Origin of the sequence: Curtobacterium sp. PhB25 (genome assembly GCF_004365375.1) — a bacterium.
Taxonomy (GTDB): Bacteria; Actinomycetota; Actinomycetes; order Actinomycetales; family Microbacteriaceae; genus Curtobacterium.
Genome location: NZ_SODR01000001.1, coordinates 306,911 through 326,986 on the forward strand (window position 1 = coordinate 306,911; position 20,076 = coordinate 326,986).

20 protein-coding genes are annotated in these 20,076 nt (G+C 72.2%); 9 read left to right on the forward strand and 11 right to left on the reverse strand.

Translation table 11 applies throughout. The features are described from left to right. Positions 1–45: 45 nt before the first annotated feature. Positions 46–246, reverse strand: a complete 201-nt coding sequence (locus EDF51_RS01415) for a hypothetical protein (protein WP_123292622.1) — start codon at positions 244–246, stop codon at positions 46–48. A 144-nt stretch (positions 247–390) separates the two neighbouring features. Next, on the reverse strand, positions 391–2,946 hold the full coding sequence (locus tag EDF51_RS01420) for a LuxR C-terminal-related transcriptional regulator (protein ID WP_132100527.1): 2,556 nt from the start codon (positions 2,944–2,946) through the stop codon (positions 391–393). A 171-nt stretch (positions 2,947–3,117) separates the two neighbouring features. Here EDF51_RS01420 and EDF51_RS01425 point away from each other — a divergent pair, with 171 nt between their 5' ends. Continuing rightward, entirely contained in the window at positions 3,118–4,071 is a 954-nt protein-coding gene (locus EDF51_RS01425; RefSeq protein ID WP_131878845.1) for a formylglycine-generating enzyme family protein, read from the forward strand. Between the two features lie 8 nt (positions 4,072–4,079). On the opposite strand, the gene EDF51_RS01430 is transcribed toward EDF51_RS01425, so the two are convergent. The 3 genes from EDF51_RS01430 to EDF51_RS01440 all read right to left on the reverse strand — a co-directional run bounded on the left by EDF51_RS01430 (position 4,080) and on the right by EDF51_RS01440 (position 9,069). Further along, a complete protein-coding gene (locus EDF51_RS01430; protein WP_134193613.1) occupies positions 4,080–5,762 on the reverse strand; it encodes a SulP family inorganic anion transporter in 1,683 nt (560 codons plus the stop codon). 1 nt (position 5,763) lies between these two features. Then, positions 5,764–8,106, reverse strand: a complete 2,343-nt coding sequence (locus tag EDF51_RS01435; RefSeq protein ID WP_134193615.1) for an arylsulfatase — start codon at positions 8,104–8,106, stop codon at positions 5,764–5,766. Positions 8,107–8,235: 129 nt separating this feature from the next. Next, complete coding sequence (locus tag EDF51_RS01440; RefSeq protein ID WP_133936684.1) at positions 8,236–9,069, reverse strand: mechanosensitive ion channel domain-containing protein; 834 nt, start codon at positions 9,067–9,069, stop codon at positions 8,236–8,238. A gap of 201 nt (positions 9,070–9,270) precedes the next feature. Between EDF51_RS01440 and EDF51_RS01445 the strand changes: the two genes are divergently transcribed. Continuing rightward, the gene (locus EDF51_RS01445) at positions 9,271–9,858 is read left to right on the forward strand and encodes a DapH/DapD/GlmU-related protein (protein WP_134193617.1); all 588 of its coding nucleotides are present in this window, start codon (positions 9,271–9,273) and stop codon (positions 9,856–9,858) included. A 146-nt stretch (positions 9,859–10,004) separates the two neighbouring features. Next, entirely contained in the window at positions 10,005–10,421 is a 417-nt protein-coding gene (locus EDF51_RS01450) for a VOC family protein (RefSeq protein ID WP_123672882.1), read from the forward strand. On the opposite strand, the gene EDF51_RS01455 is transcribed toward EDF51_RS01450, so the two are convergent. Then, entirely contained in the window at positions 10,402–11,367 is a 966-nt protein-coding gene (locus EDF51_RS01455) for an isoprenylcysteine carboxylmethyltransferase family protein (RefSeq protein ID WP_166673472.1), read from the reverse strand. The genes EDF51_RS01450 and EDF51_RS01455 overlap by 20 nt on opposite strands. A 30-nt stretch (positions 11,368–11,397) precedes the next feature. Here EDF51_RS01455 and EDF51_RS01460 point away from each other — a divergent pair, with 30 nt between their 5' ends. Next, entirely contained in the window at positions 11,398–12,141 is a 744-nt protein-coding gene (locus tag EDF51_RS01460) for an alpha/beta hydrolase (protein WP_134193619.1), read from the forward strand. On the opposite strand, the gene EDF51_RS01465 is transcribed toward EDF51_RS01460, so the two are convergent. Continuing rightward, on the reverse strand, positions 12,131–13,030 hold the full coding sequence (locus EDF51_RS01465) for an SDR family oxidoreductase (protein ID WP_134193620.1): 900 nt from the start codon (positions 13,028–13,030) through the stop codon (positions 12,131–12,133). The genes EDF51_RS01460 and EDF51_RS01465 overlap by 11 nt on opposite strands. Before the next feature lie 108 nt (positions 13,031–13,138). Here EDF51_RS01465 and EDF51_RS01470 point away from each other — a divergent pair, with 108 nt between their 5' ends. Beyond that, positions 13,139–13,480 carry a DUF3140 domain-containing protein gene (locus tag EDF51_RS01470; protein WP_134193622.1) on the forward strand — a complete coding sequence of 114 codons (342 nt, stop codon included), beginning with the start codon at positions 13,139–13,141 and terminating at the stop codon, positions 13,478–13,480. A gap of 53 nt (positions 13,481–13,533) precedes the next feature. Continuing rightward, positions 13,534–13,788, forward strand: a complete 255-nt coding sequence (locus EDF51_RS01475) for a Rho termination factor N-terminal domain-containing protein (RefSeq protein WP_133936680.1) — start codon at positions 13,534–13,536, stop codon at positions 13,786–13,788. Here the strand turns inward: EDF51_RS01475 and EDF51_RS01480 are convergent. Then, complete coding sequence (locus tag EDF51_RS01480) at positions 13,782–14,780, reverse strand: alpha/beta hydrolase (protein WP_133936679.1); 999 nt, start codon at positions 14,778–14,780, stop codon at positions 13,782–13,784. The genes EDF51_RS01475 and EDF51_RS01480 overlap by 7 nt on opposite strands. A gap of 144 nt (positions 14,781–14,924) precedes the next feature. On the opposite strand from EDF51_RS01480, the gene EDF51_RS01485 reads away from it, so the two are divergent. Then, on the forward strand, positions 14,925–15,128 hold the full coding sequence (locus EDF51_RS01485) for a hypothetical protein (protein ID WP_111085656.1): 204 nt from the start codon (positions 14,925–14,927) through the stop codon (positions 15,126–15,128). 45 nt (positions 15,129–15,173) lie between these two features. Here EDF51_RS01485 and EDF51_RS19750 read toward each other — a convergent pair whose 3' ends face one another. Continuing rightward, on the reverse strand, positions 15,174–15,437 hold the full coding sequence (locus tag EDF51_RS19750; protein ID WP_123672725.1) for a hypothetical protein: 264 nt from the start codon (positions 15,435–15,437) through the stop codon (positions 15,174–15,176). 76 nt (positions 15,438–15,513) lie between these two features. Between EDF51_RS19750 and EDF51_RS01490 the strand changes: the two genes are divergently transcribed. Further along, positions 15,514–16,476 carry an SDR family NAD(P)-dependent oxidoreductase gene (locus EDF51_RS01490; protein ID WP_166673473.1) on the forward strand — a complete coding sequence of 321 codons (963 nt, stop codon included), beginning with the start codon at positions 15,514–15,516 and terminating at the stop codon, positions 16,474–16,476. A 121-nt stretch (positions 16,477–16,597) separates the two neighbouring features. Here the strand turns inward: EDF51_RS01490 and EDF51_RS01495 are convergent, their stop codons facing one another. Beyond that, on the reverse strand, positions 16,598–17,824 hold the full coding sequence (locus EDF51_RS01495) for a cobalamin-independent methionine synthase II family protein (protein ID WP_134193626.1): 1,227 nt from the start codon (positions 17,822–17,824) through the stop codon (positions 16,598–16,600). Positions 17,825–17,903: 79 nt separating this feature from the next. On the opposite strand from EDF51_RS01495, the gene EDF51_RS01500 reads away from it, so the two are divergent. Then, complete coding sequence (locus tag EDF51_RS01500) at positions 17,904–18,911, forward strand: transporter (protein WP_134193628.1); 1,008 nt, start codon at positions 17,904–17,906, stop codon at positions 18,909–18,911. 114 nt (positions 18,912–19,025) lie between these two features. Here EDF51_RS01500 and EDF51_RS01505 read toward each other — a convergent pair whose 3' ends face one another. Then, positions 19,026–20,048, reverse strand: a complete 1,023-nt coding sequence (locus EDF51_RS01505) for a Gfo/Idh/MocA family oxidoreductase (RefSeq protein ID WP_123340474.1) — start codon at positions 20,046–20,048, stop codon at positions 19,026–19,028. Between the last annotated feature and the right edge of the window lie 28 nt (positions 20,049–20,076).

Genomic DNA, 20,076 nt, shown 5'->3' on the forward strand with positions numbered 1-20,076 from the left:
GCTGAGTGCGCCGAAGCCCCCGAGGCCGCGTGCGCCCGTCCGGTGTCAGCGCAGCTGCCGGAGCTCGGCGATGTCGAGCCCGAGGTCGGCGATCCGGGCAAGCAGCCCGTGCAGCTGCGTCTGGTCGGACAGGTCGCCGACGAGCAGCGTCTCGCCGGGGCCGATCTGCACCAGCGAGAACTCCGGGAACGCGGCGACGAGGGTCTCCGACATCGCGTAGGGAAGACGGACCTCGTAGCGGCTCATCGTCGGCCTCCTGCTCGTCGTGGAGCCACGATCATCCCGCGCGGGGGCCGGTGCGGGGTTCCCCTGATCCGGGTGAGGTCTCCGTCGTGTCCGCAGCACGCCGGGGGTCCGGCCCGAGCGTGCCGGGTCCCCGGTCGGACTGCCTCAGAGCAGGCCGCGCCGACGAGCGGCCTGCACCGCCTCGGTGCGCCCCGCGGCGGACAGCTTGCCGTAGATGCTCCGCAGGTGGGTCTTGATCGTGTTCACGCTGAGGTGGTGCTTCGCCGCGATCTCGGCGACGGTCTGGTGCGCCGGAAGCTCGAGCAACAGCTCCTGCTCCTTGGGGGTCAGCGGGACCGTGGCCTCCGGACGTTCCAGCCCGACGCCGATCCGCTCGTGCTCCGCCAGCGCGAGGACGTGGTCGGCGTACGGTTCGAGTGCCCCGTACGACCCGTGGTGCCGGAACACCAGCTGCGCGCCCGCACCCCGGCAGGCGAGGAACTCGCGGGCGTACCCGAACTCCTCGCTCACGGCGAGCGCGCGGCGGATCCGCTCGGCCGCCTCGGCGGGCCGGCCGTGGGTGCACGCGTGCTCGGCGAGGGCGAGGTGGGCGTTCACGATGCTCGTGCCGGACCACGCCGCGTCGTCGCCGTCGACCGCCGCGGCCAGGTCGCGTTCGACGAGGTGGTCGGTCCGCCCGCCGGCCAGCAGCCGGAGCGTGTTCACCTCGAGGGAGTCGGTGCCGAGGACATCGGCGACGATGCGGCGGACCTCGGCCGCTGCGGGTGCGCCGTGGAGCGTGCTCGACCAGGCGTGCAGGCGCGTCGCGGCCCCGGCGACCACCCGCGGGTGGTCACGGCCGTCGAAGCGGACGAGCTGCACGAGCCGGGCGAGGGCCTCCCGCGGGGCGGGCGAGGCGTCGATCGCCGCGACGAGGAGCAGTGCGCGCACCTGGAAGAGCAGCCCGAGCTCGCTGCCGGTCGGGTCGGCCTGGTCGATGCGGTGCAACGAGGTGAACGACACCGGTTCGCAGCGCAGGTAGGCGCGTGACGTCGCGAGCAGCAGTGCGCGGGCGGTCGCGCGGTTGTAGGGCGGTGCGGTGTCGAAGGGCAGTGCGCCCATCCGCGCCTCGTACTCGCAGGCCGTCCGCCAGTCGCCGGTGCGGACGGCGAGCGTCGCGGCGGTGTCGCAGGCGATGAGGAAGACCCACGAGAACCCGGCGTGCGCGGCGGCGGCCTGGATCGAGCGGAGCAGTTGGTCGGCGTCGCGGCGGCGGCCGGCGACGACGAGGCACCAGGCGACCGCAGCCCGGAGCAGCAGCGCGACGTCGAGCGACTCGACGGGCGTCTGCCGCAGGTACGCGCCGAGTTCCTGCAACCGCGCCGAGGCGTCGTCGGGGTCCTCGACGGTGAACGACCGGAGCGCCTCGACCACGGGCCGCCAGGCCCGTGCCTCGTCGGGTGTCGCGGCAGCGAGCTGCACGGCGGCCTGGGCGAACCGCTCCTCGGTGCCGATGCGGTCCGGGAACGACGGGGCGTCCATGCCGATGCGGATCGTGAGCGTGGCCAGTGAGTCCTGGCTCGGTGGGAGCGCTCGCAGAGCCGTCGCCACGATGGCGGCGCGGCCCTCCATGAGCAGGACACCGCCGGACCGCTCCAGCTGCCCGCGCACCGCCGACTGGTCGCGCGCGAGCAGTGCCTGTTCGAGCGCGAGGACGTGCAGGCCCCTGGACTCGTACCACCCGGCCGCCGCGACGTGGTTGCGGACCGCGCCGCACTCGTCGCGGCGACGGAACTCGGCGCGCATGAAGCCGGCGAGGATCGGGTGGAACCGGAAGCCGTCCTGGTCGGCACTCGTGGTCACGAGCACGTTCCGGGCGCTCAGCCGCTGCAGCACCGTGCCGACGTCGGCACGCCCGGTGAGCTCGACGGCGAGGGCGAGCGGGACCTCGGACCCGACGGCCGTCCGCATCAGGACGTCGCGGTGGTCGTCGTCGAGCGTGTCGAGGACCCGTGCCACCAGGTAGTCGGCGACCTGGTGCTGGTCGCCGCCGAAGTGGCGGACCGCTGCGCCGCGGTCGGACTGCTCGAGCAGGTACGGCATCGCCAGCGCGAGCCCCGCAGCCCACCCCGCCGTCCGGTGGGTGAGCGTTTCGGCATCCTGGATCGGCAGCACCAGGTCGAAGCGGAGCGCGAGGGCCAGCGTGTCCTCGACGCTGAACGCGAGGTCCTGCGTCGGGACGACGAGCCGCCCGCCTGCCGCCTGCGTGACGGCGGCGAACCCGCTCGGCTCGAAGCGTCCGGCGACGACGACGCGGGTTCGGGGACCGCACGCGCGCAGGAGTCGGATGAGCGGCGGGACACCGAGCCCGCCGAGCAGACGGTCGACGTCGTCGAGGAACAGCCACTGCTCGGTGTCGTCGTGCACGGTCTGCGGCGGGTCCTCCTGCAGCAGTGTGTCCGCGTCGAGCCACCGCACGACGACGTCGTCCGCCGAGAGGACTTCCGCCCACGCGGCGAGCGCGGTGGACTTGCCGGCACCACCCGGCGCCCACATGGTGAGCAGGCGTCGGTCGGAGCGGCGGAACCGTCGGAGGTGGTCGAGCAGCCGCGGTCGCTCCAACGCATCGGTGGGTGGGACCGTCGTGGTCGGGTCCGACCCGACCGGCGTCCCCGTGCCGGTGCGCTGTCCGCTGCTCCTGGTCTGTTGGAAGGTGTGCATGTGGAGGCCTTTCCCTGAAAAGGCTTGCGTTGCTCACGATAGGTGCGGCGGGCGGTTGAGGCGAGGGATCGTCGTGCGCGTTGAGGACATTCACCCCATCCGGGTGAGGGCGGCCGCCTCATCCGCTCCGGGTGAGGCGGCCCGCGGTCCCGACGCCCGAGGATCGGGTGCATGCTGACCCTGCTCGAGGCCGTGGACGTCGCGGGCGGTGCGTTCCTGATGGGTTCGGACCGCTACTACCCCGACGAGGGGCCGGTGCACGAACGCACGGTCGCCGCGTTCCGGATCGCCGCGCACCCCGTCACCAACGCCGAGTTCGCCGCCTTCGTGGCGGCGACCGGGTGGACGACCGAGGCCGAGCGCGCGCTCGACCCCGTGCAGTACCCCGACCTGGCGCCGGCCGACCGGGCTCCGGGGTCACTGGTGTTCGCGCCCACGACCGGACCGGTGGACCTCGGCGACTGGCGGGCCTGGTGGACCTGGTGTCCGGGTGCTGACTGGCGGCACCCGGCCGGGCCGACGTCGTCGGTGGACGGACGCGAGGAGCACCCGGTGGTCCAGGTCTCGCACGGCGATGCGTCGGCGTACGCGGCGTGGGTCGGTGGGCGACTGCCGAGCGAGGTCGAGTGGGAGTACGCGGCGCGCGCCGGCGGTGACCCGTCGTGGCCGTTCGCCTGGGGGAGGGAGGCGCACCCGGGCGGGCGGACGATGGCCAACACGTGGCACGGGGCGTTCCCGTACCGCAACACCGGAGCCCGCGGGTGGACGGGGACGTCGCCCGTGGGCTCGTTCCCCGCGAACGCGCTCGGTCTGGCGGACATGATCGGCAACGTGTGGGAGTGGACCGATTCGCGGTACACCGAGCGGCACGACCCGTCGACGACCCCGACGCCGCCGGCCGAGGCACGGGCGACCGAGTCGTCCGCGCACTGCGGCTGCGGCCCGACGGACACCCACCACGACGCCGCCCCGGCGACACCGTCGACCGTCACGCGGGTCCTCAAGGGCGGGTCGCACCTGTGTGCGCCCGAGTACTGCCTGCGGTACCGGCCGGCGGCTCGCTCGCCGCAGACCAGCGACTCCGCCGCCACCCACATCGGCTTCCGGGTGGTCTGGGACGGCTGATCCCGGCCTCAGCCCTGGTCGGGCCTCCCCGCCTGAGACGCCCGTGGCGCCCGTGCCGTCCGCGCGGCCATCGCGGCGTCGACCGTCGGCAGCACCCTGCCGTGGTCGACGAGGCCGCGGAACCACGCGGTCCGCGCCGCCGTCTCCGCAGCCGACCCGGGCAGGCCCACGAGCAGGAGCACGACGCCGCGTTGCGCGAGCTCGTGATCGAGGTCGGCGAGGCCGTCGAGGACGGTGACGGTCGCCTCGTGCATCCGCGACAGGTCGAGGACGACGGCGTCGGCCGCGTCCGCGTCGTCGGCGAGCCGGAGGACGGCGTTCTCGTACGCCAGCACGTTCGCGGTGTACACGGCGCCCTCGATCCGTGCGCTGATCGTCGTGCCGACGACGGGGCCCGGGGCCAGCCGGACGCGCTGCAGTTCGCGGAGGACCAGGAAGTACGTCCCGGCGACCCCGGCGACGACGGCTGCCAGTAGTCCGGCGGTCAGTCCGACCGCTGCGGTCACCACGGCGAGCCAGAAGTCGCGTCGGCTGATGCGGGCCAGCCGCCGGAGCGCGGGGACGTCGATGAGTCCGACGACGGCGGTGACGACGAGGGCGGCGAGGGTCGCCGTGGGCATCAGGGCCAGGACCGGTCCGAGGACGAGCGCGACCAGCACCGCGAGCGCGACGGTCACCAGGGTCGACACCTGGGTGCGTGCGCCGGCCCGTTGGTTGACCGCGCTCTGCGAGAACCCGCCGGCGGCGGGCAGTGTCTGGGTCAGGGAGCCGGCGAGGTTCGCCGCGGCGGCCGCGAGCAGCTCGCGGTCGCTGTCGATCGGCGGCTCGCTCGGCTGTCGGATCCCACGTGCCACCGCTGCGGACTCGAGGAACGCCATCATCGCGATGCCGAGGGCACCGGGGAGCATCGCCGGCACGAGGCTCAGGTCGGGCAGCACGGGCACCGGGAGACCGCTCGGGACGGGGTCGATCACCTCGACGCCGAGATCGGTCAGGTGCAGGACGGCCGAGGCCGCGATGCCACCGGCGACCACGACGAGCGGACCCGGCACCGCGGGCACGAACCGGCGCAGCAGCAGGAGCACGGCGACCGAGGCGACGGACAGCACGACCGTCGGGGCGTGCGCACGGGGGAGCGCCTCGACGACCGCCACCACGGAGCGGATGAACCCCGTGCCGGTCGGGTCGTCGGTGAGTCCGAGCAACTTCGGCAACTGCCCGACCGCGACGGTCGCGCCGACCCCGATCTGGACGCCGATCAGCGTCGACTTGTTGATGTTCTCGACGAGCGAGCCCAGGGTGAGCAGCCGGGCGACGACGAGGACGACGCCGACGAGCAGGGTGAGGGTCGACAGTGCGCGGAGCGCGTCGTCGGACGAGACCGCGACGCCCGCGGAGACGAACGTCGTGGCGCTGAGCGTCGCGATCGTCGACGTCGTGGACACGCTCATCGCGCGCGACCCGCCCAGCAGGGCGTAGACGGCCATCGGCGCCATGCACGTGTAGAGCCCGACCTGTGCCGGCAGCTCCGCGATGCTCGCGTAGGCCATGGCCTGGGGGACGACGACCGCGCCGGCGCTCAGGCCGGCGAGGACGTCGCGCCCGAGCCACCGGCGGTCGTAGCCCCGGAGGGTGGGGGCGAACCACGTCCGGCTGCGCGCCGGTGCCGCCCCCACCTGCCGGGTCGCCATCTCAGTCGCGCGACATCGCGGCGGCGAGGTGCGCCTCGAGGTCGACGTAGGCGTCGTCGGCGATGTCGAACACGACCTTGTGGATCGTGCCGTCGTGGAACTCGAACCGCTCGCCCGCGTAGGCCTGCGTGACGGCGTCGCCGCTGTCGTAGCCGATGCAGAGTCCCTCGCCGCAGAGCGAGAAGTGCCCGAGCACGGTCCTGATCGGCGCCTCGGCGACCTGCTCGTCGTCGACGAAGAGCGCGAGCGGTCCGGTGGCCTCGCGGTACTCCCCGGTGCCCTCCTTCGTGAAGGAGACCCCGACGAGGTGCCGCCCGGAGGTGGGAGCCGGGGTGGAGACGACGTTCTCGGGCGGGATGCCGAGGAAGTTGTACACGTAGGACAGCTCCCCGTCCTTGACGTACAGGGCGTGGCCGCCGAACCGGGATCCGTGCGCGAACACGACGCCCTCGGTGTCCGGCGTGAAGTCGACGTCCGCGACGATCTTGTACGACACCCCGTGCACGTTGGCCGCGGAACGCTCCGGTACCTCGGTGGTGCCCGGGTAGTACGTGTACTGCCCGCTCGGCGGGACGGGGACCTTGAACTCCATCGTGATGAAGGTCTCGAAGTCCTCGGGGTTCCCCAGGATCTGCAGGTCGTTCAGGGGCAGCACGTTGTTGGCCTTCGCCTCCGCGAACCAGCGCGCCACGAGTTCCTCGACCTTGTCCGGGTGCTCCGCGGCGAGGTCGTGCGCCTCGGAGCGGTCGACGTCGGTGTGGAACAGCTGCCACCGGTCGCTGTCGAAACCGCTCGTCCCGGCTCCCGGTCCGTGCTCGGTCACCGCCTTCCAGCCCTCGTGCCAGATGCCGCGGTTGCCGAACATCTCGTAGTACTGCGTGTGCTTCGACGTCGGTTCGTCGGCTGCGTCGAAGGACGACCGCATCGAGACCCCGTCGAGTGGTCGCTGTTCCACGCCGGCGTACGTGTCCGGGAACGTCACGCCGCAGGCGTCGAGGATGGTCGGCACGATGTCGGTCGAGTGGTGGTACTGGTTCCGGACCTCGCCGCGGGAGGCGATGCCGGCCGGCCACGAGATCACCAGCGGGTCGCAGATCCCGCCCTGGTACACGTACCGCTTGAACATCCGGTACGGGGTCGAGAACGCCGCCGCCCATCCGGTCGGGTAGTGGTTGTAGGTGTCCGGGCTGCCGAGCTCGTCGACCATCGTCAGGTTCTGCGCGAGGTCGTCGGGGTAGCCGCCGAAGATCTTGCCCTCGTTGACCGAACCGTTCGGGCTGCCCTCGCCCGACGCGCCGTTGTCCGCGCAGTAGACGACGATGGTGTTGTCGAGCTGCCCGGACTCCTCGAGGTAGTCCACGATGCGGCCGACCTGCGCGTCGGTGTACTCGGAGAACCCGGCGTAGACCTCGGCCATCCGGCTGAACATCGCGCGTTCCTCGGCGTCGAGTTCGTCCCACGGACGCACGACGTCGGAGTCCGAGAACGTGCCGGGGGTCATCGGGTTGAGCTCCGTGAGTTCGGTGCCCTCCGGGAGGATGCCGCGTTCGATCATCCGGGGGAGCACCCACTCACGGTAGGCCTCGTAGCCGTCGTCGAACTGTCCCTTGTACTTGTCGATGTACTCCTGCGGGGCGTGGTGCGGCGCGTGGTTCGCGCCCGGGCAGAACCACAGGTACCAGGGCTTGTCCGGCTCGGTCTGCTTCGTGTCGCGGATCATCTTCAGCGCCTGGTCGGCGAGGTCCTTCGACAGGTGGTAGCCGTCCTCGGGCAGCGACGGCTGGTCGATGTAGTGGTTGTCCTCGGCGAGCGAGGGGTACCAGTTGTTCGTCTCACCGCCGATGAAGCCGTAGAACCGGTCGTAGCCCTGCGCGAGCGGCCAGTTCTTCTTGGAGGCGCCGGCCGTCCACTCGTCGATGGGGACGTTGTGGTTCTTGCCGACCCAGAACGTCGACCACCCGGCGTCACGGAGCACGTTCGCCATCGTCGCGTTCTCGGGCGGGATGTGCGAGCTGTAGCCGGGGAACCCGGTCGACGACTCCGAGATCGACGCGAACCCGTTCGCGTGGTGGTTCCGGCCGGTCAGGAACGTCGACCGCGTGGGGGAGCAGAGCGCCGTGGTGTGCCACTGCGAGTAGGTGAGGCCGTTCGCGGCGAGCCGCTCCATCGTGGGCATCTGGATCCGGCCGCCGTACGGTGACCACGCTGCCTGCCCGGTGTCGTCGTAGAGCACGACGAGGACGTTCGGGGATCCCGTCCGCGCCTTCGACGGGATGAACGCGTCCCAGTCGGCGACGGAGTCGCGCACGTCGAGTTCGACCTTGCCGGAGAACTGCTTGGCCATGGTCCGCTCCTGTTCGTTGGTCTGCGCGACGAGCCTCACCGCCCGGCGCGTCGACGTGCACGCCCGGAACGGGTGAGATCGCACGACCCCGCACGATCCCGCACGACCCCGCACGACCCGGCAGAACCGTCAGTCCACGGCGTCGACGAGCGCGGTCAGGAACCGCGGTCCGTCCGACGACACCGAGCAGGTCAGGCCGGCCCCGCCGAGCGCCACCGCGACCGCGCGCACCACCGACGACCGGGCGGCCTCGCGGTCGTCGTACGCGGACCAGAACCGGATGGTGATGTCCGCCCAGGCCGGCGTGATCGTGTGCAGGAAGACCTCGGGATCCGTCGACGACACCGAGGACACCGAGGACACCGAGGCCACCGCGTCCAGCAGCACCGGGCAGACCCGGTCGAGGTCCGGTGACCCGTGCAGCCGCGCCCGGACCTCGCTCCGGACCGACCCCGACTCGCTGGCGTTCCAGAGCGGGTTCTCGAGCAGCATGGTGTTCGGGATCCGGATCGTCCTGCCGTCCGAGGTGGCCAGCAGGACGGAACGCCCCGTCAACTCGACGATGCGGCCGGCCACGCCCTCGACCTCGATCGAGTCGCCGATCCGCACCGGTCGTCGGGCCTGGATGACCAGCCCCGCGCCGAAGTTCGCCGCGATCCCGCGCAGGGCGAGGAACGCGACCGCACTGATGATGATCACCGCGGCGAGCACCGGCTGCAACGGCGCTCCGAGCACGGTGAGGACGATGCCGATCGTGAGCAGGAGGATCGAGTAGCGCACGAGACGCGCCACGAGGTTCGTCCCGCTCGGTCCGAGCCCGCTCCACTTCGCCAGCGCCACGACGACGCCTCGCCGGGCCCACACGGACGCGAACCACCCGACGACCAGGACGACGACGGCGAGGACCACGTCCCAGGCGCCGAAGGACGAGTTCTGCACCAGACCGCTCACGAATTCCTGCATGTCGCCTCCCAGCCGCAGCACGGTAGGCGTGCACGGGCGCTGCCCGGATCGCACCGACCGGGTGAGATCGCCCGCCGTGCCGGCCGGCGGGCGATACCGCAAGGATCGCGCAACCAACAGTGCGTCCGTTGTCGAGCGGCCCTGCAGCGCCTACGTTTCGGCTGTGCGACCCCGCACCGTCCCCCGAGCCCAGGAGGCCGCATGGCCACGCCAGCCGTCCCCGTCCCCGTCCCCTCGACGTTCGCCCGACGCCTCCGCGAGGACGTCGCGCACGCCCGGGAACACGTCCTGCTCACGGCCCTGCTCGGCTCGCCGTTCCTGCCGCGGGTCGTGCGACGGCTCCTGCTGAACGCCGCGGGCGCGCACGCCGAGTCGGCCCCCGGCGTCGGCTTCTCGCTCACGGGCGACCCGCGCAACCTGTCGGTCGCGCGGGGCGTCTACTTCAACCGCGCGACGACCATCGAGGCCATCGCCCCCGTCAGCATCGGTGCGAACGCCGCGATCGGCATGCAGGTCCTCATCATGACGAGCCACCACGCGATCGACGCCGACGGCCGGTGGAGCGACACCGCGACCGGCCGTCCGGTCGTCATCGAGGACCGCGTGTGGATCGGCGGCCGTGCGACGATCCTGCCCGGCGCGCACATCGAGCACGACGTGGTCGTCGCGGCCGGCGCGGTCGTCACCGGGCGCCTGCTGGCGCACGGCGTCTACGCCGGCGTGCCGGCGAAGCGCATCCGTGACCTGGCCGGGGCAGACCCGGCCACGGACCGCAGAGCGACCGCCTGACGGCCTGGAGGCGCGGGGCGGCGCCGCCACGAGCCTCCAGGCCGCATCGCACGCCCAAGGCGCCGTGCCCTTCCGCGGGCACGTCGCGTCTGCGACGATGGGCGCGCAGCGGGCGACGACGCCCGCCCCGTCGTGAGGAGTCCACCATGTCCGTGCGTCTCAACCCGTACCTCGGCTTCCGCTCGGGGGCCCGCGAAGCCCTCGACTTCTACCACTCGGTGTTCCACGGCGAGCTCACGATCGGCACCTTCGGCGAAGCCGGCATGAGCCAGGACCCCGCCGATGCCGACAAGGTCATGCACGGGCAGCTCGAGGGCGAGAACGGCCTGCTGCTGATGGCCTCGGACGCGCCGACGGGCATGGAGACGCCGTCGGAGAGCACGATCTCGTTGTCGCTCAGCGGCGACGACCACGAGGCCCTGACCCGCTACTGGAACGGGCTCGCAGAGGGCGCGTCGATCATCGAACCGCTCACGACGGCTCCGTGGGGCGACACCTTCGGGATGCTCACCGACCGGTTCCGCGTCACGTGGCTCGTGAACATCACCGGCGCGGCGAGCTGAGGGGGACCGGGACCCCGCCGACGCTCGCCGCGATCGGCCACCGCGGCACCCAGCACCGGACCCGCGCGGCGTAGCGGCGGAAGTCGTCGCCGAAGCGGGCCTCGAGGTCGGCCTCCTCGAGCGGCCGGACCACGCAGTTCCACACGATCGACCCGGCGAGTGCGTAGACGACGACCATCCACGACCCGAGCAGCAGCCCGACGGCGACGCCCTGCGTGATGCCGGCGAGCGCCATCGGGTTGCGCACCGAGCGGTACGGGCCGGCGACGACCAACCGGTTCGCACTGGCGGACGGCAGCGGGGTCCCAGCGCCCTTGGTCGACATCGCCGCCGCCGACGCGATGCCGAGCGCGCTGGCGAGCGCGAGGACGACGAGCCCGACCACCAGCAGCGCGGTCACGACCGGTCCGGGCAGTGCGGGGTGCAGCCGCCAGCGGTGCTCGGCGACGGCGATGGCCACGGGGAACACCCCGAGGAACAGCCCCCAGAAGACGACGATCTGCACGGTCGTCGCGACCACGTGCCGTGACGTCGCGGCACCCGGGTCGGCCGTGCGGAACCGCAGTGGACCGGACGTCAACCACTCGGTCGGTACCCGGCCGAGCAGGACGAGGGCGAAGGCCAACACGGAACCGACGGTCGCCGCGGTCATGACGACGACGCCCCAGCCGGCCTCGCCGGTGCCGGTCGCCCAGACGGCGAGCCCGGCGAGGACGAGCGCGGTCCACACGGTCGCGACGGTCGCCGCGATCCGTCCGACCGTGCCCGCGGAGACCGCCGCGAGCGCCGAGGCCACGACGAAGAGCGGGACGTCGAGGGCCGCGACGACCACCGGGTCCAGCGAGCCGAGCGTGAGCGTCCGGACGGCGGGGACGATCGCGACGGTGATCCACCACACCGCGCCGCCGAGGGCCTGCAGTGCGAAGTACCGTCGGCCCCAGGACACGTCTGCACGCTAGCAGTGGGAGACTCACGCATGGGACACACTTGGACGTCCGACCGCGGGGGAACCGGCCCCGTCCTGCTCCTGCTGCACCCCGGCGGGACCGACTCGCGGGCGATGGAGCCGCTCGCTGACGCGCTGTCCGGCTACCGGGTCGTGCTCGCCGACCGCTCCGGGCACGGTCGGACCGCCGACGTCGAGGGCCCCTGGCACCTCGCGGACGCGGCGGCCGAGATGGCCGTGGTGATCGAGACGCTCGGTGTCGGTCCGGTCCACGTGTTCGGCTGGAGCGACGGCGCACTCGTCGGACTGCGCCTGGCGCTCTCCCGACCCGACCTGGTGCGGACGCTGGTGCACGGCGGTGCACCGTTCGACGTGACGGGGTGGCACCCGGGTGTGCTCGACGGCGTGCCACCGCAGTTCATGGCCGACGCGTACGCCGAGGTGTCGCCGGACGGAGCCGCGCACTGGGCGGAGGTCACCGAGAAGTCGCGGGCGCTGCACGAGACCGAGCCCGCGTTCGGGAACCACGAGCTCGCCGAGCTCGCGGTCCCCGTGCTGCTGCTGTACGGCGACGACGACGAGGTCCGGATCGACCACGTCACCGCCGCACTCCACGTGCTGCCCGACGCCGAGCTCGCCGTGGTCCCGCGGGCCACCCACGGCCTCATCGTCGAGAAGCCCGCACTCGTCGCAGCGCTCCGGCGCGACTTCCACGTGGCGGACAAGACGGACGGCGTCGCACCACGGCGGCGGGATCCGCAGGTCAGGGCGTGACCATGCCGCCGTTCACGTTGAGCGTCTCGCCGACGACGTAGCTCGACTCGTCCGACGCCAGGAACACGTAGGCCGGTGCGAGTTCGGCCGGCTGCCCGGCGCGGCCCATCGGCGACTCGCTGCTGCCGAACTCGGGCAGCGTCGACGGGTCGACGCCGCCGCTCGGCTGCAGGACCGTCCACGTCGGCCCGGGAGCGACGACGTTGACGCGGATGCCGCGCTCGACGAGCAGCTGCGACAGTCCCTTCGACAGGTTGTTGATCGCGCCCTTCGACGCCGCGTAGTCGAGCCGATCGGGTGCCGGCTTGTACGCCTCCATGGACGCCGTCGTGGTGATCGTCGCGCCGGGCTCCAGGTGCGGGAGCGCCGCCTTGACGAGGCGGAACAGCCCGAAGACGTTCACGTCGAAGGTCGCCTCGAACTGGTCGTCGGTGATGTCGAGCACGTCCGGCTGCCAGCGCTGCTTGCCGGCGACGCTCACCAGGGCGTCGAGTCCGCCGAGTCCGGCGACCGCCTGGTCGACGAGCTCGTGCGCGTACGCCTTGTCACGCAGGTCGCCGGGGATCGCCACGGCGGTGCGTCCGGCGGCACGGATCTGCTCGAGGACGTGGTCGGCGTCGGACTGCTCCTCCGGCAGGTAGGCGATCGCGACGTCGGCGCCCTCGCGGGCGAACGCGATCGCGACGGCGCCGCCGATGCCGGAGTCACCGCCGGTGATCAGGGCATTGCGGCCGGCGAGCCGGCCGGTGCCCCGGTAGCTCGTCTCGCCCAGGTCGGGGACCGGGTCCATGGCGGACTGGAGGCCCGGCTCGTCCTGCGTCTGCGGCTCCGGCTGGACGTCGGGGTAGCGGGTGCGCGGGTCGCCGTGTTCGTACTGGTCGGTGGGCATGCGAGTTCCTTCCTGCTCGTGCCTCCACGGAACCCGTCCCGGCTGGACGGCGGCGGAGCGCCATCCGCCCTGCGCACCCGTCCAGGACGGCGGGGTTGCCTCGGGGCCATGAGTGACGACGACGACGACCAGCAGACCGAGCGCGACTTCGCCGACGCGGTGAACATGACCCCGTCGGAGCTCCGCGAGTGGCTCGACACCGACGAGTCGAAGCACGTCGGGCAGAAGCCCCCGGGCGGCGGTGAGTCGACCGGGCACGAGAGCGGGCGGCACGTCATCCGGATCCTCGAGAAGCACAAGGCGGACCGGACCGACGACGACCACGCCCACATGCGGAAGGTGGTCGGCTACGTCGCCCGGCACTCGGAACAGCGGCCGGACGGTGACGTACACGACACCCCGTGGCGGTGGTCCTTGATGAACTGGGGCCACGACCCCGAGAAGCGCTGAGCCGCGCGCCGGCTCGGAACGACCAGGGACCGGCGCGCGTACCGTGACGCACCATGCCGAACCAACTCAAGAAGCCGGACATGTACGAGGAGCTCCGCAAGGAGGGCAACTCGAAGGAGAAGGCCGCGCGGATCAGCAACGCCGCAGCGGCCCGCGGCGAGGAGGCCGTCGGGAGGAAGGGCGGCGAGTCCGGCTCGTACGACGACTGGACCGTCGCGGACCTCCGGAAGCGGGCGAAGGAGCTCGGACTGACCGGGTACTCGTCGAAGCGCAAGGCCGAGCTCGTCGAGGCGCTGCGGGATCACTGACCGAGGTCGGCGACCGCGTCGATGCCCTCGGCGATCTCCGCCGCGCGCGTGTGGTGCAGGTAGTGCCCGCCGTCGAGCAGGACGACCTGGCCGTCGGTGACCGACGCCGCCTGCTCACGGTGCAGGCGCTCCCACCCCGGCACCTCCGGGTCGTCGCCCACGACGAACAGGCGGACCGGTAGATCGACGGGGAACGCGAGGCTGCGGGCGTGCCGGAAGTTCGCGCCGAGGTGCTCGTACTCGTCCAGGTACGTCGCGCGCATGCTGGTGCGGTGTGACAGCAGGGTCATCTGCTCCTTCTGCGCATCGGTGTAGGGCAACCCGGCGTACGCGTCGCCGGACACGGCAGTGAGCACACGGGCGAGCCCGGTGGCCTTCACGAAGCGGAACAGGCCGGACCCGACGGCTTCGTCGATGCCGGGCTGCGTCGGCACACTGCTGTCGATGCCGACGAACGCCTGCACCTCGTCCGGGTACGCGTTCGTGTACTCGAGCGCGTAGATCCCGGCGACCGAGTGCCCCGCGAGCACGTAGCGGTCGATGCCGAGGGTCGACAGCGCCTGGTGCACCTCGTCGACGATGTTCGCGCTGGTCCGGGGCCGGTCGGTGCCGTCGCTCAGGCCGTACCCGAGCGGCTCGACGACCACCACCCGGTGCGTGTCCTGCAGCCGGTCGACGAGCGGGGCGAAGTCGATCACGGGGGATGCCGTGCCGAAGCCGGGCAGCAGCACGACGGTCGACGCGCCGGACCCGGTGACGGCGACGTTCACCCGGCCGCCGGTGACGGGGACGAGTTCGCCGTACGGGCGGATGTCGTCCCGTTCCGCCGCCGTCGCGATCGCGTCGTAGGTGGCCGTGCCGCCGAGCGTGAGGGCGCCGAGGCCGACGAGCCCGACGAGCGAGAACCCGATGATCCGGAGCGGGCGTCGGCGTCGGCGTGCAGCGCGGGCCGGGATGCTGGTGGGGGTGGCCGTGGGGTGGTGCGTGTCCATGCCTGCACGCTAGGTCCGGCCTGCGGGGCAGCACATCGGAGCACGGTACCGACGTGCCTCGCCCGCGTCGTACCGCGGGCTGACGTCGGGCGACCGCACGGCGGGCTCGGCATGGGGGAGAATGGCCGGGTGAACGAGACGGGCATGCCGCGCTTCCGACGGATCTGGTCGACCGTGCAGGTCGGCGTGCTGGCGATCGCCGTTGCCTTCTGCATCGTGATGCTCGTGATCGGGCAGGGGAAGCTCGACCGCGTCTACGCCGTCGCCGCGATCTTCTTCGGCCTGGCGCTCGTCGGGCACAGCACGTACCTCTGGCTCCTCGCCCGGAACGCCCGCACCGGCCGCTGAACCGAGGGGGCCGACGCTTCGTCTCCGGTCTCGGCTCGGCTCCGGCTACACGCCGAAGCGCAGCGCGAGCGGCACGAGCAAGCCAGCCACCCAGACGAGCACCATCACGAGCGCACCGATCGCGATGAACCGACGGCGACGACGCAGCTTCGGACTCCGTTCCTCGCCCCACATCTGTGCGCGGACGAGCACCCGGTTCGCCTGCTCGACGACCTTGCGGACCTCGGGGTCGTCCAGCTCGAGGGCACCGGACCGGGCGTGTTCGGCGATGACCGTGGCTTCGTCGACGGTCAGGTCGTCCTTGCGCATGCTCCATCCTCGCACCGGGGTGAGGGGTACGGCCCGTCTGTGCGGGAACGGACCAGCAGGCGCGTACCAAGGACGCATGGGACATCGGTACCGCGGGAAGATCGTCGTCGTCACCGGAGCATCGAGCGGCATCGGGAGGGCCGCGGCGCACGAGTTCGCCCGACAGGGTGCCACGCTCGTGCTCGCCGCACGCGGCCACGACTCCCTGGAGGCCGCTGCCGCCGAGTGCCGTGCACTCGGGGCCGACGCGGTCGCGATCCCGACGGACGTCGCCGACGAGCACCAGGTCAAGGACCTCATCGGCACGGTGACGAGTCGGCACGGGCGGATCGACGTCTTCGTCGGCAACGCGGCCCTGTTCGTCTACGGCCTGTTCGAGCAGACCCCCACCGAGGCGTTCAAGCGGGTCGTCGACACGAACCTCTACGGCCACCTCAACGCGATCACGCACCTGCTCCCGCACTGGAAGCAGCGCGGCACGGGCACGTACGTGCTCGTCGGCTCGATCCAGTCACTGCTGTCCGCGCCCTACCAGTCGGCGTACGTCACGAGCAAGCACGCGGCGCTCGGCCTGGTCGACGTCCTCGGTGACGAGTTCGCGCACACCGGCATCCGCTTCACCACGCTGCTGCCGTCGACGATCGACACGCCGATCTACCAGAACGGCGCCAACTACACCGGCAAGAACTCGCACCCGCTGCCGCCGACGGTCTCGGTCGAGCGCGCGGGTCGTGCCGTCGTGACCGCCGCCACGCACCCGAAGCGGTACCGCTACGTCGGCCGCATCCAGGCGTCGCTCGTCCCGCTGCAGTACGTGTTCCCGGGGCTGTTCCACAAGATCACGAAGCCGATGGTCGAGACCTTCGCGCTGCGCGGGAAGGGCGACCCGACCGACGGCAACCTCTACGCCCCGGCGGACGCCGACAACGCCACGAACGGCGGCTGGGTCGCGAAGCGACGGCGCGTCACGCGTCCGCTCGTGTGGCTCGGTGGCGCTGCCGCGGTCGGCGCGATCGTGCTCGGCCGCGCACGGCGGTAGCCCCTGAGGCCTGCCGAAACCGGGCGTACCTCTACGAACCGGGCGTACCTACCGTGATCTTCGTGGCAGGTACGCCCGTTCTCGCTTGCTACCGCAGCCGTTCTGGGAAGGAACGTGCGGCTCAGAAGAGCTTCGCGCTCGCGCGCCGTGCACCCTCGCCGAGCGACTCGAGCTTCGCCGCGGCGATCTGCGGGTGGATGCGGCCGCCCAGGCCGCAGTCGGTGCCGGCGATGACGCGCTCGCGCCCGACGACCGAGGCGAACCGCTCGATGCGCTGCGCGACCAGGTCGGGGTGCTCGACGACGTTCGTGGCGTGGCCGACGACGCCGGGGACGATCACCTTGCCGTCGGGCAGCGTGACGTCCTGCCACACGGTCCACTCGTGCTCGTGGCGGGCGTTCGCGGCCTCGAACGAGTACGCGCCGGCGTCGATGTCGAGCATCAGGTCGACGATGTGGCGGAGCTCGATGTCGGTGGTGTGCGGACCGTGCCACGAGCCCCAGCACAGGTGGAAGCGGACGCGGCTGGTGTCGAGCCCCTCGAGCGCGTGGTTGAGCGCCTCGACGCGGATGCGGGTGAAGGCGCGGTAGTCCTCGAGGCTCGGCTCCGGGTTGATCTGGTCCCAGTTCTCGGCGATCGAGGGGTCGTCGATCTGCAGCACGAGGCCCGCGTCGAGGATGATCCGGTACTCCTCGCGCAGGGCGTCGGCCCAGGCCCAGATGTGCTCTTCGTCGGTGGCGTAGTACTCGTTCGCGACCCGGGCCGCGGAGCCGGGGGAGAGCGCGGTGATGAAGCCGTTCTCGGCACCGGCCGCTTCGACGGCGTGCTTGAGGTTGGCGGCGTCGGTGCGTGCGGCCTCGTGCCCGGTGTAGGCGATCGGGCCGGTCGTGGTGGGGAAGGCGGTGGCGTTCTTCCCGGTGCCGATACCCGACGCCGGGTCGGTGTAGGCCTCGCGGAAGATCGTCCAGTCGCGACGGTCCGGGAAGCTGGTGAGCTGCACGTTGCCCGGGCTCGAGCGGACCGGCTCCTGCGTGAAGATGTCGGCGTCCGTGAGCGAGAGTCCGCTGACGCGCTGGAACGAGTAGCCCCACCACGCGCCGTAGTCGACGCTGTTCGACATCGCCTTGCCGAACTCGCCGTCACCCGGCTGCGTGATGCCGAGGGCGGTCTGGCGGGCGACGACGTCGTCGACGGCCGCGCTCGTCATCGCGCGGACCTCGTCGGTGGTCTCGAGCGTGAAGCCGTCGGCGCCCACGGGGCGGGCGGCGTTCGCGGCGATGAGCTCCGGCGTGCGCGGGAGCGACCCGGCGGTGGTGGCCTGGACGTGGTCGCTGTTCTCGAAGGGCATCGGCCCAATGTGCCACGGGGCGCCTGCGAGCCGGGCTCCGTTACGCGGCACGACGCGAGCCGGGGACAATGGGACCCCTATGCCCAGCGCACGCCCGACCTCCCGCATCCCGCTCAACACCCTCGCCGCACCGTTCGGCCTGGCCGGCTTCGCGGAGACCTGGTCGTACGCGGCGCCCGTCCTCGGAGTGCCGGCCGTCGTCCCGCAGGTGTTCTGGGTGGTCGCGGCGGTGGCGTGGTCGTGGCTGCTCGGCGCGCACGTCCTGCGGGGCGTCCGGGTCGACGAACGCCTGGTCGACCAGCTCCGCCACCCGGCGCAGGGCCCGATCGCGGCCCTGGTCCCCGCGACGGCGATGCTCCTCGGCGTCGACCTCGCGCGGTTCTGGGAGATCGGGGGGCAGGTCCTCGTGCTGCTCGCGGTGGCGGTCGCTGCCGGGTTCGCGGCGTGGTTGCTGAGCACGTGGTTCGAGGGGCGCCTGACCCTGGAGGCCGTGCACGGCGGCTACCTGCTGCCGACGGTCGCCGCAGCCCTCGTCGCCGCCGTCGCCACGCACGAGGTCGGTGCGGGCTGGCTGTCCTGGGCGTGCTTCGGCGTCGGCGTGTTCTTCTGGGGCGTGATGACCGGGCTGCTCCTCATCCGGCTGTCGTTCCGCCCCGCACTGCCCGACCCGCTCGTCCCCACGATGGCGATCCTCGTGGCTCCGCCCGCGGTGGCGACGGTGTCCCTGTTCGCGCTCACCGACGACGCCCGGACCCTGCCCGTGCAGGCCATCGCGGGCCTCGGGGTCCTCATGCTCCTCGTGCAACTCGCCCTGCTGCCCCGGTACGTCCGGCTCGGGTTCTCGCTCGGGTTCTGGTCGTTCGTGTTCCCGGCTGCGGCGGTCGCGACGGCGGCGATCGAGTGGTTCCGGGTGCTCGACCTGCCGGTGGCGTGGGTGCCCACGACCGTGCTGCTCGTGCTGCTCACCCTGCTCGTCGTCGTGGTCGGGGTGCGATCGCTGAGCCTGGCCGCGCGGCACCTGCTCGGGCAAGCGGAGTCGGTGTTGCACGCCGCCGACGACGAGGACGCGGCACCCGCGACGCACTGACGTGGCGCCGACGGTGGCGCGGTGCGTCAGCACCCGTTCTGCGACGAACCACGCGTCGAAGGACTCGTGGTTCGTCGCGGAACGGGTGTGCAGTGCGACGCGACCGCGCGCGGGTCAGGCGCTGACGGTCTCGTCCGCCGTCAGCACCGGGGCGATCGTCCCCGTCCGGGCGCCCTCGTACGCCGCGAGGATCATGCCGAGGACCGCGATGCCCTCGCGCTCGGTGTGGATCGGCCGCGTGCCGTCGCGCAGGCATGCCCCGAACGCGCCGATCTCGGCCGCGAAGGTGTCGACCTCGTCGAAGGTGACCGACTCGCTCGTGCCGTCCCGCAGGTCCCACCGCAGCGTGGTGCCGTCGCTCGTCAGGGCGCCGTGTTCGCCGACGACGCTGAACCGCTCGGTGCCGGCGGCCGGGTCGTACGCCCAGCTCGTCACGAGCTGGCCCACGGCGCCGTTGTCGAAGCGGAACAGCGCCTGCGCCGAGTCCTCGCCCTCCATGAACGCCAACCGGTGCGTGGACAGCATCGCGGTGGCCTGCACGGGGACGCCACCGGCCAGGTGCATCAGCAGGTAGCTCGGGTGGTACCCCGTGTCGATGAGCTCACCGCCGCCGCTCGTCGACGCGTGGGCGCGCCACCCCATGTTCGACGGGTCGAACTCGTTGCGGAACGAGTCGGTGGTGCGGACCTCGTAGACGGTGCCGAGCGCCCCGCCGTCGATGAGCTCCTTGGCCTTGGCGACCGCGGGCATGAACAGCTGGTTGTGCGCGCACATCAGGGTGATGCCGGACTCGGACACCGCGCGCTGCACGTCGGCGGCCTCGTCGGGGCTCAGGCACAGCGGCTTCTCGCACAGCACGTGCTTGCCCGCCTTCGCCGCGGCGACGATCGCGTCGCGGTGCAGGTGGTGCGGCAGGCAGATGTCGACGGCGTCGATGTCCGCCTGCTCGAGCATGGCGAGGTAGTCGGTGAAGAACGGGACGCCGAGCTCCGCCCCGCGTTCCTCGGCCGTGGCCGCGAACGCGTCGGCGACCGCGGCGATGCGGATCGTGTCGGGGTGCTCGGCGTACCCGGCGATGTGCGCGGACGCGATGCCGCCCCCGCCGATGAGGCCGACGCGGATGATGTCGCTGGACATGGTGACTCCTGTGGTTGGTTCGAGGTGC

Bases quoted from the DNA above. Each gene is read 5' to 3' on its own strand.
- EDF51_RS01415 (WP_123292622.1), bottom strand. From the start codon at position 246: ATGAGCCGCTACGAGGTCCGTCTTCCCTACGCGATGTCGGAGACCCTC.
- EDF51_RS01420 (WP_132100527.1), bottom strand. From the start codon at position 2,946: ATGCACACCTTCCAACAGACCAGGAGCAGCGGACAGCGCACCGGCACG.
- EDF51_RS01425 (WP_131878845.1), top strand. From the start codon at position 3,118: ATGCTGACCCTGCTCGAGGCCGTGGACGTCGCGGGCGGTGCGTTCCTG.
- EDF51_RS01430 (WP_134193613.1), bottom strand. From the start codon at position 5,762: ATGGCGACCCGGCAGGTGGGGGCGGCACCGGCGCGCAGCCGGACGTGG.
- EDF51_RS01435 (WP_134193615.1), bottom strand. From the start codon at position 8,106: ATGGCCAAGCAGTTCTCCGGCAAGGTCGAACTCGACGTGCGCGACTCC.
- EDF51_RS01440 (WP_133936684.1), bottom strand. From the start codon at position 9,069: ATGCAGGAATTCGTGAGCGGTCTGGTGCAGAACTCGTCCTTCGGCGCC.
- EDF51_RS01445 (WP_134193617.1), top strand. From the start codon at position 9,271: ATGGCCACGCCAGCCGTCCCCGTCCCCGTCCCCTCGACGTTCGCCCGA.
- EDF51_RS01450 (WP_123672882.1), top strand. From the start codon at position 10,005: ATGTCCGTGCGTCTCAACCCGTACCTCGGCTTCCGCTCGGGGGCCCGC.
- EDF51_RS01460 (WP_134193619.1), top strand. From the start codon at position 11,398: ATGGGACACACTTGGACGTCCGACCGCGGGGGAACCGGCCCCGTCCTG.
- EDF51_RS01465 (WP_134193620.1), bottom strand. From the start codon at position 13,030: ATGCCCACCGACCAGTACGAACACGGCGACCCGCGCACCCGCTACCCC.
- EDF51_RS01470 (WP_134193622.1), top strand. From the start codon at position 13,139: ATGAGTGACGACGACGACGACCAGCAGACCGAGCGCGACTTCGCCGAC.
- EDF51_RS01475 (WP_133936680.1), top strand. From the start codon at position 13,534: ATGCCGAACCAACTCAAGAAGCCGGACATGTACGAGGAGCTCCGCAAG.
- EDF51_RS01480 (WP_133936679.1), bottom strand. From the start codon at position 14,780: ATGGACACGCACCACCCCACGGCCACCCCCACCAGCATCCCGGCCCGC.
- EDF51_RS01485 (WP_111085656.1), top strand. From the start codon at position 14,925: ATGCCGCGCTTCCGACGGATCTGGTCGACCGTGCAGGTCGGCGTGCTG.
- EDF51_RS19750 (WP_123672725.1), bottom strand. From the start codon at position 15,437: ATGCGCAAGGACGACCTGACCGTCGACGAAGCCACGGTCATCGCCGAA.
- EDF51_RS01490 (WP_166673473.1), top strand. From the start codon at position 15,514: ATGGGACATCGGTACCGCGGGAAGATCGTCGTCGTCACCGGAGCATCG.
- EDF51_RS01495 (WP_134193626.1), bottom strand. From the start codon at position 17,824: ATGCCCTTCGAGAACAGCGACCACGTCCAGGCCACCACCGCCGGGTCG.
- EDF51_RS01500 (WP_134193628.1), top strand. From the start codon at position 17,904: ATGCCCAGCGCACGCCCGACCTCCCGCATCCCGCTCAACACCCTCGCC.
- EDF51_RS01505 (WP_123340474.1), bottom strand. From the start codon at position 20,048: ATGTCCAGCGACATCATCCGCGTCGGCCTCATCGGCGGGGGCGGCATC.